13 protein-coding genes and 1 pseudogene are annotated in these 15,355 nt (G+C 66.7%); 9 read left to right on the top strand and 5 right to left on the bottom strand.

The window, feature by feature from the left end; genetic code table 11:
• The first annotated feature begins 38 nt into the window (after positions 1-38).
• The gene (locus QZM72_RS06115) at positions 39-773 is read left to right on the top strand and encodes a fucose-binding lectin II (protein ID WP_301737512.1); all 735 of its coding nucleotides are present in this window, start codon (positions 39-41) and stop codon (positions 771-773) included.
• A gap of 90 nt (positions 774-863) precedes the next feature.
• Here QZM72_RS06115 and QZM72_RS06110 read toward each other — a convergent pair whose 3' ends face one another.
• Positions 864-2,234, bottom strand: a complete 1,371-nt coding sequence (locus QZM72_RS06110) for a M23 family metallopeptidase (RefSeq protein ID WP_301737511.1) — start codon at positions 2,232-2,234, stop codon at positions 864-866.
• Between the two features lie 280 nt (positions 2,235-2,514).
• On the opposite strand from QZM72_RS06110, the gene QZM72_RS06105 reads away from it, so the two are divergent.
• From QZM72_RS06105 to dbpA, 6 genes and pseudogenes are all read left to right on the top strand, one after another.
• Entirely contained in the window at positions 2,515-3,384 is an 870-nt protein-coding gene (locus QZM72_RS06105) for a mechanosensitive ion channel family protein (RefSeq protein ID WP_301737510.1), read from the top strand.
• Between the two features lie 154 nt (positions 3,385-3,538).
• Positions 3,539-3,646, top strand: a pseudogene (locus QZM72_RS35585) (Lrp/AsnC family transcriptional regulator); the annotation flags it as partial.
• A 77-nt stretch (positions 3,647-3,723) separates the two neighbouring features.
• Positions 3,724-4,029, top strand: a complete 306-nt coding sequence (locus QZM72_RS06095; protein ID WP_179233461.1) for a hypothetical protein — start codon at positions 3,724-3,726, stop codon at positions 4,027-4,029.
• A gap of 532 nt (positions 4,030-4,561) precedes the next feature.
• On the top strand, positions 4,562-6,223 hold the full coding sequence (gene mqo, locus QZM72_RS06090) for a malate dehydrogenase (quinone) (protein WP_301737508.1): 1,662 nt from the start codon (positions 4,562-4,564) through the stop codon (positions 6,221-6,223).
• 287 nt (positions 6,224-6,510) lie between these two features.
• On the top strand, positions 6,511-6,708 hold the full coding sequence (locus QZM72_RS06085) for a hypothetical protein (protein ID WP_089468919.1): 198 nt from the start codon (positions 6,511-6,513) through the stop codon (positions 6,706-6,708).
• The gene (gene dbpA, locus QZM72_RS06080) at positions 6,705-8,102 is read left to right on the top strand and encodes an ATP-dependent RNA helicase DbpA (protein WP_089468918.1); all 1,398 of its coding nucleotides are present in this window, start codon (positions 6,705-6,707) and stop codon (positions 8,100-8,102) included. Before QZM72_RS06085 ends, dbpA begins: the two co-directional genes overlap by 4 nt.
• A gap of 50 nt (positions 8,103-8,152) precedes the next feature.
• On the opposite strand, the gene QZM72_RS06075 is transcribed toward dbpA, so the two are convergent.
• A complete protein-coding gene (locus QZM72_RS06075; RefSeq protein WP_301737506.1) occupies positions 8,153-8,977 on the bottom strand; it encodes a phosphate/phosphite/phosphonate ABC transporter substrate-binding protein in 825 nt (274 codons plus the stop codon).
• 243 nt (positions 8,978-9,220) lie between these two features.
• Between QZM72_RS06075 and QZM72_RS06070 the strand changes: the two genes are divergently transcribed.
• Together QZM72_RS06070 and QZM72_RS06065 are read left to right on the top strand one after the other, a co-directional pair.
• A complete protein-coding gene (locus QZM72_RS06070) occupies positions 9,221-10,246 on the top strand; it encodes a fatty acid desaturase (RefSeq protein ID WP_301737505.1) in 1,026 nt (341 codons plus the stop codon).
• A 175-nt stretch (positions 10,247-10,421) separates the two neighbouring features.
• Positions 10,422-11,630 (top strand): benzoate/H(+) symporter BenE family transporter, encoded by a 1,209-nt coding sequence (locus QZM72_RS06065; protein ID WP_301737504.1) that lies wholly within the window; start codon positions 10,422-10,424, stop codon positions 11,628-11,630.
• A 133-nt stretch (positions 11,631-11,763) separates the two neighbouring features.
• On the opposite strand, the gene tssJ is transcribed toward QZM72_RS06065, so the two are convergent.
• The 3 genes from tssJ to tssF form a co-directional block, all read right to left on the bottom strand.
• A complete protein-coding gene (gene tssJ / locus QZM72_RS06060; protein ID WP_089469413.1) occupies positions 11,764-12,291 on the bottom strand; it encodes a type VI secretion system lipoprotein TssJ in 528 nt (175 codons plus the stop codon).
• 143 nt (positions 12,292-12,434) lie between these two features.
• Positions 12,435-13,544 carry a type VI secretion system baseplate subunit TssG gene (tssG, locus tag QZM72_RS06055; RefSeq protein WP_301737503.1) on the bottom strand — a complete coding sequence of 370 codons (1,110 nt, stop codon included), beginning with the start codon at positions 13,542-13,544 and terminating at the stop codon, positions 12,435-12,437.
• Positions 13,541-15,355 carry a type VI secretion system baseplate subunit TssF gene (gene tssF, locus QZM72_RS06050; RefSeq protein WP_301737502.1) on the bottom strand — a complete coding sequence of 605 codons (1,815 nt, stop codon included), beginning with the start codon at positions 15,353-15,355 and terminating at the stop codon, positions 13,541-13,543. Before tssF ends, tssG begins: the two co-directional genes overlap by 4 nt.

Below are 15,355 nucleotides of genomic sequence, written 5' to 3'. Positions count from 1 at the left end.
CCGCGCGGCGCGAGACTTTCCATCAAGACGAGGACGACATGTCACAACCTTTTACCCACGACGATCTGTACGCGCTGCTGCAACTCGCGGGCAACGACGCCACTGCCGTGCAGGCCAATGGAGATCAGGCGGTGCTCGACCGGATGCGTCAGTTCATGACCGCGCAGCTCGTCGATAAACTGCCGCAGTACGACGTGTTCGTCGATATCGCGACGATCCCGTACAGCTTCGACGTCGGCAGCTGGCAGAACAAGGTGAAAACCGATGCGACCGGCCAGGTCGTCGCGTGCACGGTGACGTGGGCCGGCGCGCCGGGCGTGTTGCCCGGCGCCGCGGCGAAGTTCGGCGTCGGCGCGGTGGTCAATTACTTCTCGCAAGCGACGCCGCAACCCGTGCAGCCGGAGCCCGTGCCGACCGGCGGCGGCGAACGCGACGGCGTCTTCAACCTGCCGCCGAACATCGCCTTCGGCGTGACCGCGCTGGTCAATTCGTCCGCGCAGCAGACGATCGAGGTCTTCGTCGACGACAATCCGAAGCCGGCCGCGACGTTCCAGGGCGCCGGCACGCAGGACGCGAACCTGAACACGCAGATCGTGAACTCCGGCAAGGGCAAGGTGCGTGTGGTCGTGACGGCGAACGGCAAGCCGTCGAAGATCGGCTCGCGTCAGGTCGACATCTTCAAGAAGACCTACTTCGGGCTGGTCGGATCGGAAGATGGCGGCGACGGCGACTACAACGACGGCATCGCGATCCTGAACTGGCCGCTGGGTTGAACCGCAGGCGCCTGACGGTCGTCGCCACGCCGCCCGGCGTGGCGACTGGCCGGTGTGCTTCGGCCCTCTGCGAGCGCAGGCTCGCACCGATCACCCCGCCTGCGGCCCGGCAGCCGTCGACATCGCCATCGGCTGCGCGAACGCGGCCGACGCCAGTTGCGTGCGTGCGTCACGCGCCACGCGGTTGAACGCCACGCGCTGCGCGCCCTTCAGCTGCGCCGCTTTGGCTGCATGCACGAGTTCGATCGGATCGACGAGACGGGCATGCCGACGAACCTCGAAATGCAGATGCGGGCCGGTCGCCGTGCCCGTGCTGCCGACCGCGCCGACGCGTTGACCGCGCATGACGCGCGCGCCGGTTCGCAACGTCGGCTCGAACGCCGACAGGTGCGCGTAGTACGACGCGTAGCCGCCGTCATGGCGAATCACCACGTACTTGCCGTAGCCGCGCGGCTCGGTGCCGATGAACGTCACGACGCCGCGCTCCGACGCATGAACGGCGCGGCCGGCAGGCGCCGCGAGATCGACGCCCGAATGCACGTGACGCGCCCCGCTCACCGGATGCACGCGCGTGCCGAATTGCGAGCTGATGCGCGTCGCGGCGACCGGCATCGCGAAGCGCGCGCCGGCGAGCGGCATGCCGTCGAGTTCGTAATAGGCACCCGGCGAGCCGGCCTGCGGCGCGAACCACACGGCCGCGACACTCTGCCCGCGAAAGCGGACGTCGAGCGCCGTCACGCGTACGCGGCCCGGCCGCGCTGCGTCGTGGTCGGGCTCGAATGCCACGCGGAACGTATCGCCCTGCGCGCCGTGCTGCGTCGGATCGACGCGCCCGGCCAGCACGCGGACGACCTGCGCGGCGACGCCGGCCGGCAGATCCGCGCGCGCCAGCGACGCGTGCAGGCTGTCGACGATCGCGCCGGCCCGCGTGCCGCGATCCGGCTGCGCGAGCGTGAACGGCTCGGCGGATGCCAGATCGACCGCGCCTCGCGCCCACGCCGACTGCACACCCGTCGCCGGCAGCGCCGACGCCAGCCCGTAATGGAACCGCGACGCATAACCGCGTTCGACCGCGTCGCGCGCGGTCTCGCACAGCACGCGATACGCGACGCAGGCGCCGAAGCGCGCCACCGGATCGCCGCGCCCGATGCCGGTCGACACGTTCAACGCGTGCGACACGTACGCGACGTCGAGCGGCGCGGACGATGCACGCAGGCCGCCCCACGTCGTACGCGCGGAGTTGAAGAAAGGCACGTCGTCAAGGTCGGTGGTTTCCGCCGTCGCGGGCGCGACCGGCGCGGCGTCGTGAAACGCCTGCGCTGCCGCGCCCTGTGCGCCGGCCACGCAGGCCGCCGCGATGATGCCGCGCAGTAATGCACGGCCAATCGGGAAACGGTGATCGCCGCGAGGTGCGGGTCGACCTTGCTCGCGTGCGACACGTAAACGCAGGTCTGACCGCATGACGTCGTCACTCGCTATTCATTGAAAAATCGGGAAAAAACCAGGCTTCGCGGAGGAACGATCGTCGCGATCCGGCTACTCGAAAGCAAGTGTATCGGCGCGGTCGAAACGGCAAAATAGGACTTGTCTTATTTTCTTGAAAGCCAGCTTAATACTCGTACTAAAACAACGCAGTCGTGACGCCACGCATTCGCGCCGAACCCGCGCTGCCGTGTACAGTCGAGGGCTGCCGGCGCGCGACACGCGCCGAGCACTGTGTGTTCAAAACCGGAATCCCGTCATGTTTCTCGATCATTTTCATCCGGAACGCTGGACGTTCCTGTGGAACGCGTTGTCCGCCCTCTCCCTCAAGCTGTCCGCCGGCCTGGCGCTGCTCGTCGCCGGCTGGTGGCTGTCGAAACGCGTCGGCAACTGGTTGAACCGGCTGCTCTCGAACAAGGAGCGCGTCGACGACACGCTGCGGCCGATCCTCTGCGACGTCGCGGTGTGGGGCATCCGCATCGTCGCGATCGTCGGCGCGCTGTCGCAGCTCGGCATCGAAACCGCGAGCATCGTCGCGGTGCTCGGCGCGGCCGGCCTCGCCATCGGGCTCGCGCTGCAGGGCACGATGCAGAACATCGCGGCCGGCATCATGCTTCTGCTGCTGCGGCCGTTCAAGGTGGGCGACTACATCGACGGCGGCTCGGGCGTCGCGGGCACCGTCGACGAGGTCGGGCTCTTCATGACGCGTCTCACCAAGCCGGACGGCATCTGCGAGTACGTGCCGAACAGCGCGCTGTGGGGCAGCTCGATCCGCAACTACACGCGCAACCCGACGCGCCGCCTCGATCTCGAAGTGGAAGTGTCCGTGCACGACGACATCGATCGCGCGCTCGACGCGCTGCGTGCGCTGGCCGCGGCCGATCCCGACGTGCTGCAGGACCCCGCGCCGGACGTGATGGTGATGCGCTTCGACGACAGCACGGCCGTCGCGAACATGCGCGTGTGGACGCATACCGACACGTTCTGGGCGATGCGCTGGCGCCTCGCGCGCCAGGTACGCAAGGCGCTCGCCGAGGCGGACTGCGCGCTGCCGATCCGCACGCGGGAATTGCACATCGTGCACGACGCGGAGCGTCGCACCGGCGATGCACGCGTGCGGGTCTCGTAAGGCAGCGGCGCACGGCGTTGCATCCTGACGACGTCGAGCACCCACCTTCCGGCCGCTCCTGTACGTGAACACCGAGATCGCGCCGTGCCTCAGCTCGCCCTGCGGCGCGAAGCGCGTTTCGCCGATCACGCCGCGATAGACTGTGTCCGGCATCTTCGCCGGTTTCCTCGAGCGCGTGCTGACGAATCCGGCTGGCGTGTCGTCGATCCAGTCGAGCCTCGCGTTGCGCGAGGTGAAGTTCTCGTCGCGCGTGCCGGTGCCGACGCATGATCGCTCATGCTTTCAAGCGCCCGCGCACGGGCATCCGCTGTCGATCGTCATCCCATGGAGCGCTACCCGATGAAACGTTACTCTCCCGCCGCATCGTTTGCCGCCGCGATGGCTTGCGTGTTCGCATTGAGCGCCTGTGCGGCGCAATCGTCCGCGCCGGCCAACGCGTCCGCGCGGCCCGATACCGCCGCGCAGGCGGCCCCCCCGCTGGTCGGCGGCGATCGCGACGCGCACGGCTGCATCGGCTCGGCCGGCTACGCGTGGTGCGCGCGGACGCAACAATGCGAGCGTCCGTGGGAACTCGCGAAGGCGCAGGGCTTTGCGAATTCGGCACAGGCTTATGAGCAGTTCTGCGCGAACGGCGGAACGAAGTGAAGTGAGGTTAACTGATGTAACTGTGAACGGATCGCGGTGCAACGCCGCGATCCGATGAGGTTCCGGTCTGGTGCATGGCATGCGAATCGCACGCATCCCACCCCGCCGACCCCGATCGATTTTCCCCGCGTCGCGCACCGTCATTCCGGAAACCCGGACGCACAAAAAACCCCACGAAAACGGGGATATTCGTCGTCTGCGACACGTTGTCCGAGTTCGGTTATATTACGCGCCCCTTGCCAACCCGCCCCCGCAAAACGCGTCGCGCGCGGCCTCTTTCAACGCAGCCGGAAGCGCCGTCCGCTCGGGCTTGCCGTCAGGGCCCCGGCGCGTGGCGCACCGTCGCGACGCAGGCGCTAGTCTGCTCGCGGGAGCCGATCCGAAGGTGTCCTTCCGAATGGCTTCACGTGCGCAAATGCAACGACGCGCATCGCCGATCCGGAATTCCGGATTCGTGATCCGGATCTCCGGACCCGTGTTTCGACACAACGGAACCGCACGCCGGGCGGCACGGCAAACCGATGCTTCCAAGTTGAAAAAGGGATCTGCTGTGATCAAAACGTTACGGGTAATACTGTCGGCGCTCGCGCTGTGCGTCGCGACATCGTCCGCGCACGCCGCCGACCCGAAGAAGGTCGACGTCCTGCTGGTGGGCGGCGGCATCATGAGCTCGACGCTCGGCGTGTGGCTGCACGAACTCCAGCCCGACTGGTCGATGACGATGGTCGAGCGCCTCGACGGCGTCGCGCTGGAAAGCTCGAACGGCTGGAACAACGCCGGCACCGGCCACTCGGCGCTCGCCGAACTGAACTACACGCCGGAGAAGGCGGACGGCAAGGTCGACATCTCGAAGGCGATCGAGATCAACGAGTCGTTCCAGATCTCGCGCCAGTTCTGGGCGTGGCAGGTCAAGCAAGGCGTGCTGAAGAACCCGCACGCGTTCATCAACTCGACGCCGCACATGAGCTTCGTCTGGGGCGACGACAACGTCCGCTTCCTGAAGAAGCGCTACGAAGCGCTGCAGGCGAGCCCGTTGTTCCGCGGGATGCAGTATTCGGAAGACTACGACCAGATCAAGAAGTGGGTGCCGCTGATGATGGAAGGTCGCGACCGCAACCAGAAGGTGGCCGCGACGTGGACGCCGATCGGCACCGACGTGAACTTCGGCGAGATCACGCGCCAGTTCGTCGGCTACCTGAAGACGCAGCCGAACTTCACGCTGTCGCTGTCGAGCGAAGTGCGCGAGATCACGCGCAACGCCGACGGCACGTGGCACGTGTCGTGGGTGAAGCTGCATTCCGACGAACCACCGCAATCGGTCGACGCGAAGTTCGTGTTCATCGGCGCGGGCGGTGGTGCGCTGCACCTGCTGCAAGCGTCGGGCATTCCCGAAGCGAAGGACTACGGCGCATTCCCGGTCGGCGGCTCGTTCCTCGTGACCGACAACCCCGAGGTCGTGAAGCAGCACCTCGCGAAGGCCTACGGCAAGGCGTCGGTCGGCTCGCCGCCGATGTCGGTGCCGCACCTCGACACGCGGATCATCGACGGCAAGAAGATCATCCTGTTCGGGCCGTTCGCGACGTTCTCGACCAAGTTCCTGAAGAACGGCTCGTACTTCGACCTCGCGAAGAGCACCAACCTGCACAACGTCGCGCCGATGATGCGCGTGGGCGTCGACGAATTCCCGCTGGTGCAGTACCTCGCCGGCCAGCTGATGCTGTCCGACGACGACCGCTTCAACGCGCTGAAGGAATACTTCCCGAACGCGAAGAAGGAAGACTGGCGCCTGTGGCAAGCCGGCCAGCGCGTGCAGATCATCAAGCGCGACCCGGTCAAGGGCGGCGTGCTGAAGCTCGGCACCGAAATCGTCGCGTCGCAGGACGGCAGCATCGCGGGCCTGCTCGGCGCGTCGCCGGGTGCGTCGACCGCCGCGCCGATCATGCTGAACCTGATGAAGAAAGTGTTCAAGGACAAGGTCGCGACGCCCGAGTGGCAGCAGAAGCTCCGCCAGATCGTGCCGAGCTACGGCACCAAGCTGAACGACAGCCCGGCGAAGGTCGTCGAGGAATGGACGTATACGAGCGACGTGCTGCAACTGTCGCCGCCGCCGAAGATCGACCTCGGCATGCCGTCGCAGGCTACCGGCGCCGCGCCGGCCCGCCCGGCGAAGGCGTCGGCCGACATGGCGCTGTAACGCGCCCGACACCGCGCGGCACCCGCGCGGCACTCATGCGGCACCGTTATGCCGCCCGACACGGTCGCCCTCCGGGGCGGCCGTTTTTCGTGGCGCGCGCCGGGCGGAAGCACCGGCTTCCGCTAGAATTGCGGCACGCGCGACCCCGTCGCCGCCCGATCCATCATCCGCATCGATACAACCCGAGCCACCGCCGGTGCGGCCCGCGCCCGAGCCGCGCGAGCGCCGCCCGCCGTGGCCGCGCCCGCCCGGGCGCGCCATCAACCGAATTCAGCTGGAGAAAGACCGTGTTTACCTGCCGAAACCAGAGCTGCGGCACGCAGTGGGAGCAGTCCGACGTCGTCATCAAGGACGAAGGCCAGGGGCTGCTGTTCCGCTGCCCGCTGTGCGGCGCCCGCAACTATCTCGAACGCTTCGAGGACGACGAAGGCAACGTCGTCTACGAGCAGATGGAAGGCCGCCCCTACCTCGGAGACATCTCTTGACCCAACCGACCGCCACGCCGTTCAGCGCGCTACCGCTGACGCCCGCCACGCTCGCGAACCTCGCGCAGCTCGGCTATGTCGACATGACGCCGATCCAGGCCGCGAGCCTGCCGGTCGCGCTCGCCGGTCAGGACCTGATCGCGCAGGCGAAGACGGGCAGCGGCAAGACCGCCGCGTTCTCGCTCGCGCTGCTCGCGCGCCTCGATACGCGCCGTTTCGACGTGCAGGCGATGATCCTGTGCCCGACGCGCGAACTCGCCGACCAGGTCGCGCAGGAAGTGCGCCGCCTCGCGCGCGCCGAGGAGAACGTGAAGGTGCTGACGCTGTGCGGCGGCACGCCGATGCGTCCGCAGGCGCAAAGCCTCGAGCACGGCGCGCACATCGTCGTCGGCACGCCGGGCCGCATCATGGATCACCTCGATCGCGGCAATCTGAAGCTCGACGCGCTGAATACACTGGTGCTCGACGAAGCCGACCGGATGCTCGACATGGGCTTCTTCGACGACATCGCGAAAGTCGCGCGGATGTGCCCGACGACGCGCCAGACACTGCTGTTCTCCGCGACCTATCCGGACGGCATCGCGAAGCTGAGCCAGCAGTTCCTGCGCAATCCGAAGGAAATCAAGCTCGCGGAACGCCATGACGACAGCAAGATCCGGCAGCGCTTCTATGAAGTGACCGAGGACGAGCGGCTGCATGCGGTCGGCCAGTTGCTGAACCACTACCGGCCGGTGAGTACGATTGCGTTCTGCAACACCAAGCAGCAGTGCCGCGACCTGCTCGACGTGCTGCACGCGCAGGGCTTCCACGCGCTCGCGCTGCACGGCGAGCTCGACCAGCGTGAGCGCGACCAGGTGCTGATCCAGTTCGCGAACCGCAGTTGCTCGGTGCTGGTGGCGACCGACGTCGCCGCGCGCGGGCTCGACATCGCGCAGCTCGAGGCGGTGATCAACGTCGACGTGACGCCCGACCCGGAAGTGCACGTGCACCGCATCGGCCGCACGGGCCGCGCGGATCAGGACGGCTGGGCGCTGAGCCTCGCGAGCATGGACGAGATGGGCCGCGTCGGCGCGATCGAACAGGCGCAGAAGCGCGAGGTCGAATGGCATCCGCTCGCCGAGCTCAAGCCGGCGGACGACAGCGTGCTGCTGCCGCCGATGGAAACGCTGCAGATCCTCGGCGGGCGCAAGGACAAGATCCGTCCGGGCGACGTGCTCGGCGCGCTGACCGGCGACGCGGGGTTCGACGGCAAGCAGATCGGCAAGATCAACGTGACCGAGTTCTCGACCTATGTCGCGATCGAGCGCGGCGTCGCGCGCGACGCGCTGCGCAAGCTCAATGCGGGGAAGATCAAGGGCAAGCGGGTCAAGGTCCGCTTGATGGACGAGGAGTAAGCGGCGCGCGGCGCGGGCGGTCGCCGCACCGCCGTGCGCCGCTCCGTGCGTCACCTGAGTTCGGGATAGCCGTGCGCGGCGGCTGCCTGCGCGAACCGCGCAATCGCGTCGTAGTCGGCCGGCGACAGCCGTTCGAACCCCTTCAGCCTCAGCACGCGCGCCCGTTCCGCATCGGCGGCGACCGCGCGATCGAGCGCGTCCTGCAACGCGCCGACCTGCGTGTCCGGCAGCGCCCGCGATGCGACGAACGGCAAGCCGGGCGCGGGTGCCGTCGCGCCGATGATCCGGATGTCCTTCAGCAGATCGGGCAGCGCGTCGCGCACATACGCGAACGTCACGCAGTCGATCGCCGCGCAATCCGCCTCTCCCGACGCCAGCGCACGCAGCACGTTCAGATGCGAACCGAACGGCGTGACCGATCCGAAGAACCGCCCGTCGTGCGCATGCGGCGCAACCGCGTGCCGGAATGCGTTCATCCCGCTGTGCGAATCCTCGCCGTTGAACGCGGCCCGCAACCCGCGGCATGCGGCCAGCGTCGTCGCACCTCCCGCGTGCACGCGCGCCGACACGACCAGCACGCTGCTGTAGCGCGCACCGTCGCAACCGTCCGCGTCGAAAACGGGGGTCGCAACCAATCGCACGACGTCGCACAAGCCGAGCATCCGGTACGGGTAGCCGCAGGTCTGTGACAGCAGCAGATCGTCGCGCCGCCACAGGGCCTGCAGGTCGTCGACCGGCGCGTCGGACAGCGCGACGTCGGCCGGGCCGCCCGCGTTCGCGAATGCATCGAGCGCGTCGCGCAGCAGCGCGCGCCACAGCGCGGCGTGGCGCGGCGTCACGTTGTACATCGGCAGGACTGCGATCCAGGGTTTCATGCGGGCATTTTACGCATCGGCGGCGGCCCGGATGCTTATCGATCACGACACGATAAGCAAATGCGAATCGATTGGTTGGCGCAGCCGCGCCACCCCGGTACCGTTCGAATGCCTGCCGGCGCCGCCAGCGTGCGCGATGCCGGGCAGGCCGACCGTGATCCGCGAGACACCCGCGCACCCGGGCCGCGCGCCCCGGTTCCATCACGCGTTCCCCGCACTGCCCGATCCATTTGCCTCAACGCCATGGCCGAATACTTCGACGTCGACCACGCGCGCGCGATCGCCGCGCTCGACGCCCGCTTCACCGCCCGCACCGAGTGGCCGACCTGGCTGCTGGTCGTGGTCATCTACGGCGGCTGGCTCGCCGTGCTGCTGCTCGTGCGCGCCAGGCACCTGTCGCTCGCCGCCGCGACGCCGCCGCTGATCCTGCTCGGCGCGTGGCACCTGTCGCTGCAGCACGAACTGCTGCACGGCCATCCGACGCGTTCCGCCTTCGTGAACAAACTGCTCGGCTATCCGCCGCTGACGGTCTGGTATCCGTACACGCTCTATCGCGACACGCACCTCGAGCATCACCGCGACGAGGATCTGACCGTGCCGAGCATCGATCCCGAAACGAACTACGTCACGCGTGAACGCTGGGCGCGGCTGCCGCGCTGGCGCCGGGCGCTGACGGTCGCGCGCAAGACTTTCCTCGGACGCATCGTCGTCGGGCCGCCGCTCGCCGTCGCCGCGACGTTCCGCGATGCGTTCGTCGCGTTCCGCCGCGGCGACTTCCGCTATCTGCCGATGTGGTTAACTCACGTTGCCAGCGTGGTCGCGCTGCTCGCGTGGCTGCAATGGGCGATCGGCGTGCCGTGGTGGTACTACCTGCTGGCCGTCACGTGGCCCGCGCTGTCGCTCGCGATGATCCGCTCGCTGTACGAGCATCGCGCCGCGCCGCATCCGAAGGCGCGCATCACGATCAACGAAGCCGGCTTCGCAATGCGGCTGCTGTACCTGAACAACAACTATCACCTCGTCCATCACGACCTGCCGAAGCTGCCGTGGTACGACCTGCCGCATGCATACCGGATGCGGCGCGACGCGTATGCGCAAAAATGCGGCGGCTTCGTGATCCGCGGCGGGTATCGTGAATTGCTCGCACGCCATGCGTGGATGCCGACCGATCCGCCCGTCCATCCGTTCGACGAAGGGACGGCATCGCTGTCGACGGGCAGCGGCGTGAAAGTGGCGATGGTCGACAGGGTGTTACAGATCAGCACCTGACGTCAGAAGCTTCCGCGTTTCGGCCCCCATCCTTACGAAAAGCCGACAGCACCCATCGTCGCGCGCGAATTGCCAATTGCGCCGGCAATGCGCAGAATGGCCGCTCATCCGGGGCTTCCGACAATCATTCGCCCCGGCTCCGCCGCACGGCCGCGCGCCGCATTTCCCGACGACGATGCAACCGAACACCCCACCCGGCGCGATCCGAACGATCGGCAACGACTGGTCCGTCTCCGCGATCACCGCGGGTTTTCTCGCGGTCCTGATTTCCTACGCGGGCCCGCTCGCGATCTTCTTCCAGGCTTCGCAGGTCGCCCACGCGTCCAACGAAATGGTGTCGTCGTGGGTCTGGGCGATCTCGATCGGCGCGGGCGTGTCCGGGTTGTTCGCGAGCTGGAAGCTGAAGGTGCCCGTCGTCACCGCGTGGTCGGCGCCCGGCACCGCGCTGCTCGTCGGCCTGTTCCCGCAACTGACGCTCAACCAGGCCGTCGGCGCTTACATCACCGCTGCGCTGATCATCCTGGCGATCGGCGTCTCCGGCTATTTCGACCGCCTCGTGCGCCACATTCCGCGCGGCATCGCCTGCGGCATGATGGCCGGCATCCTGCTGCCGTTCGGCATGCATGCGTTCTCCGCCGCGACCGCGCAGCCGGTGCTCGGTTTCGGGATGATCGCGGCGTTCGTGATCTTCCGGCGCCTGCTGCCGCGCTACAGCATCGTGCTCGTGCTGCTGACGGGCGCCGCGCTCGCGACGCTGCTCGGGATGACGCATCTCGGCAACGTATCGCCGAGCCTCGCGCGGCCGATCTTCATCGCCCCCGAATGGACGCTCGGCACGACGCTCAGCCTCGCGCTGCCGCTCGTCGTCGTCAGCCTCACCGGCCAGTTCCTGCCGGGGATGACGATCCTGCGCGTGTCCGGCTATCACACGCCGGCGCGCCCGATCATCACCGCGACCAGCGTGATGTCGCTGGCGGTCGCGTGCTTCGGCGGGATCACGATCGTCGTCGCGGCGATCACCGCGGCGCTCTGCACCGGCAAGGACGCGCACGAGGATCCGGAGCGGCGGTACGTCGCCGGGCTCGCGAACGGCGCGTTCTACCTGATCGGCGGGCTCTTCGCGGGCACGATCGTCACGCTGTTCTTCGCGCTGCCGAAGGCATTCGTCGCGATTCTGGCCGGGCTCGCGCTGATCGGCGCGATCGGTGCGAACGTGCACGGGATCTTCGAGGACGAGAACCACCGCGAAGCGTCGGTGATCACGTTCCTCGCGACCGCGTCGGGGATGACGTGGCTCGGGCTCGGGTCGGCGTTCTGGGGGATCGTGATCGGGTCGGTGGCGTATGGGGTGTTGAACAGGGTGCGGGGGCGTCGGGGGGATTGAGCGCGTGCATGACGTCGTCCTCGAACACTCGGTGCAATGCCTTCCCGACCACGGGTTCGTCGGCCCGCGCGATTCGGGTCAGGTAACGTCCTTTGCATCTCAAGGATCGTCATGAAGCCCCGCCAGTCAGGCACTATCTCGATGTGCTGCGAATAGCGCCGCCGGCCAATAGAAGCTGATCGACAAGTTCGAGTTTCAACGGCTTGTCCGCGTCGAGCTGCTTCCTTTCGATCACGTACTTCCAGCCGTCGCCATTGCCCGGGTTGCGATAGAACGCCACGACCGCGACGTATTTCGTATCGGCCTGCATCGGCTGCGTAAGACTTGCCGACGCCCCCGGATTCAACACCGCAGCAAGGTTGGCCTGCAGGTCCTGGGCAAGCACCGTCCGGTCATTCTTCAGCAGATCCTCGTAGGACGCACCATCGAACATCTTCCGGTCCTTCAACTGATACACGCGCACCGCGACCGATGTCGCGCGGCCGGCGTCGTCGGGGTTCAGTGCCTCCCGGGCGGACAGATCGACGTTGAGCACCTTGACCTGCTTGAAGAACACCGCGTGATACGCACTCGACGAGGCGTCCGAGACGGATTGCCAGGCGCCGCACGCGGACAGCAGCAAGACGGACAAGAAAGTTGAAACAGCGAAACGGATGGACATCAATGCTCCTCAGCAGTGCATGGTGTAGGTCATCAGCGTATTGAGGCCGAGAGTTGCCGGCCCGAGGCAGAACGCAAGCCGATCGCAGCAAAACGGATGCAACGGCTGATCCGAAAAATCAGAAGGCCATGCGTCATTTCTGGTCAAGCATGCGATGCGGCAACGTATGGATTCGGGATCGGCGCAGGAAAAGCCTCGTAGACACCGAGCGCAATGTTGACGATCCGTTCCTCGTCAGCGGCCAGCACGGTAGTCCAGCCGAGCCGAGGCGCCGGCCCGGCGTTTCCCTGACCGAGCGTCGGTTCCGGCGTGTATCGCGACGACATCTCCATACGCAGGTGTACGTCCGCCTTGACACCGACGTACAACTGTACAAAGGCCATCAAATCGCGATGCAGCCCCGCACCCGGCAAGAGGTCCTGCGCCTGCCGAGCATCGGCCGGACGCAACGTCACCCGTACCGCCCGGCTGCGATACGCCATCCGCTTTCCCAATACGTAGCCTCCGCCCAACCCGTTACGTTGACTGGTTCCCGATTTCCCGACAGCAGGCCTGGCACCGGCAAGCGGTCGCGGCCGCCCCGTCGACGTCACGACCGGCCAGAACTCGTCGACCCGAACCTCGGCTCGCGGAATAGCCAGCGCAACGACGCCCGCCAGCCCCTCCGGCGTGCGCGTGCGCTGAATCAGGAGCCCCAGCAACGCCAGCATCCTCGAATCGGGCAGGCCCGCGCGCTTCGGCTTGTCGCCCCACCCGAACCCGGCCAGACACAACAGGTTGCGCGAATGCGCATCGACGCCGCCGGGCCTGAAGTGCTCGGGATAGCGATACTTCCGCCACGCGCGATACAGCAACGTGACATACCGATGATTGAACTGATCGAGAAATGCCTGGACCGCCTCGTGCCCTTCCTCGCGCTGCACGATCTCGTCGATCAGGTGCGACGGCATCGCCGCGTCGACGCCGTACAACCCCATGAAAGTCGTGCGCACGGTTGGCGGTGAATGAGGCCCGAACGTGTCCGACCCATCATCGAACTCGACCGACGCGATCTCACTCGCCGGGAACCCCATTCGCGGCCGCGGCCGGAAGCGCACCGGTTCATGTTCGAGCGCATCCCGTGTACCGAACCCGGGCTGATCGGGAAAACGCACTTCGAGCAACCGGCAAAGCTGCATGAAGTTCATTAGCGGTGCGCGCGCCAGCAGCGAGGCGACCAGCGGATCGAGATTCGGGAAGTCGTGCAGTTTCATAACGGCGCCCGCTCTGCCTTGCTGCGTGGCCATTCGATCCGAGCCTGAGACGGCAGGCTGACGACCGCGAGCTTCGTGAACAGGTTGATGTCCGCGTAGAGCGAGAAGAACCGATGCAGCAGTTCGCCGAACAGCATCACGTCACCGTCCCCGGCGAACGCATGGCTGTCGAGCGTGACCTCGATCAGCACGCCGCGCTCGACCGCGCCACCCGATACCTCCTCGATCAGTGCCTGCGACACCCACAGGATGCCCGCGAGCCGTCGACGGTTCAGTTCGTCGTCCATCCAGTCATAGAGCGCGAGCGCCCCGCGCAGCACTTCCGCGTTCATCATCGACAGGAAGTTCGGCGCCAGGTGCGACAGCACCCGCCACTGGAACCGGTCTTCCGTCGGCGGATACAGCGGCAGCGTCGGCGAGACGAGATTGCGCACCCCGGTGACGTTCTGAGAACTGGTCGCGAGTTCGTCGAGACTGGCTTCCCGCAGCCCCTTGCGCGGCAGCAATCCGTTCGTGCCCGTCACACGCAACGACAGGCTTTCCTCGGGCAGCGCCTCCATGGTTTCCCATGCATGACCACCGAGCACCACCCACGTTTCGTGCAACCCCGTCACGCCCGAGCGCACGCGCGAATGGAAATACCGCTCCGGCGCCTCGTGGCGCAGCATGCCGCCACGATGACGGAACGTCGCAAACGGCACGTATTCGTACCGCTCGGCCGTTTCGTGGTCGAACGCCTCGATCGCGTCGACGGAATACGTTTCGACATGTTCGCCTTGATGGCCGGCCGGCACCACGCGATATTCGGTTTCGTGATGATCGATCTCGATCGGCTCGGCATCCAGCTCGAACAGGTTGATCACCGGCGAGCAGAATAGCCGAACGTTCTCCGCGCTGAAGCGCTGGTCCGACGGATAGGTCTGCGTCAGCACGATCTCCAGCTCGAACCGGGTGGTACGTTCGGGCAGCTTCGTGACGTCCAGTCCGCACAGATCCACGAACAGGAATTTCTCGCGGAACGTGAAGTATTCGAGCAGCAACTGATAGCCGGAGAAAGCTGCATCGGCCTTCGGCCACAGTCGTTCCTCGGCCGAGAAGCCGGCCGGCTCGATCGTGACGCCGGCGAGCGGCATCGCCTCGCCGTCGCGGATCTCCGGAATGCGCAATTGAATCGTGTCGACCTGGCGCGTGAGCGCAAGGTGCATCGAGAACGCCGTCGGCAGATCCGCATTCAGGTACAGGCGCAGCCGGGACAGATCCGTTTCCATCCGGCGTGCCGACCCGCCCAGCGAGAAGCCGAGCCGAATCACCGAGCGACCGTCATGGCGCACGGTCGGCCCGGCATGCGTGACCGTGACCGGTTGCAGCGTGACCGCTTGCGTGGTCCTGTAGATGCATTGCACGGTCTTCGGCGACAAACCTTCGGCGCCAGCCGGCGGCGGCACGGCGATCGGCGCGGAGCGTACCGATACGCCTGCCGGCACGACTTCGGTCTTCTGAAGCTTTTCCGACAGCGGGATGAGTTCCACGATCGACAACGACGGGATCATGCGCAAGTAGTGCGGCCATAGCAGGCTGACCAACCCTTCCGTCAGTTCCGGCAACTCGTCGTCGAGCTTCTGCCGAAGGCGCCCGGTCAGAAAGGCAAAACCCTCGAACAGCCGCTCGACGTACGGATCGCGATCGCCGACACGGTCGAGGTTGAGCAGCCGTGCGCGATCGGGATGCGCCTTCGCGAATTCCTTGCCCGACTCGCGCAAATAGCGCATTTCGGCTTCGTAGTAGCGCAGGATGGGATCGTCGTTTGCCAT

The sequence above is a fragment of the Burkholderia sp. AU45388 genome (assembly GCF_030481585.1).
In the GTDB taxonomy this organism is placed as follows: Bacteria; Pseudomonadota; Gammaproteobacteria; order Burkholderiales; family Burkholderiaceae; genus Burkholderia; species Burkholderia sola.
Note: the sequence above shows the minus strand (reverse complement) of the source record. Positions and strands in the feature narration are given on the sequence as shown.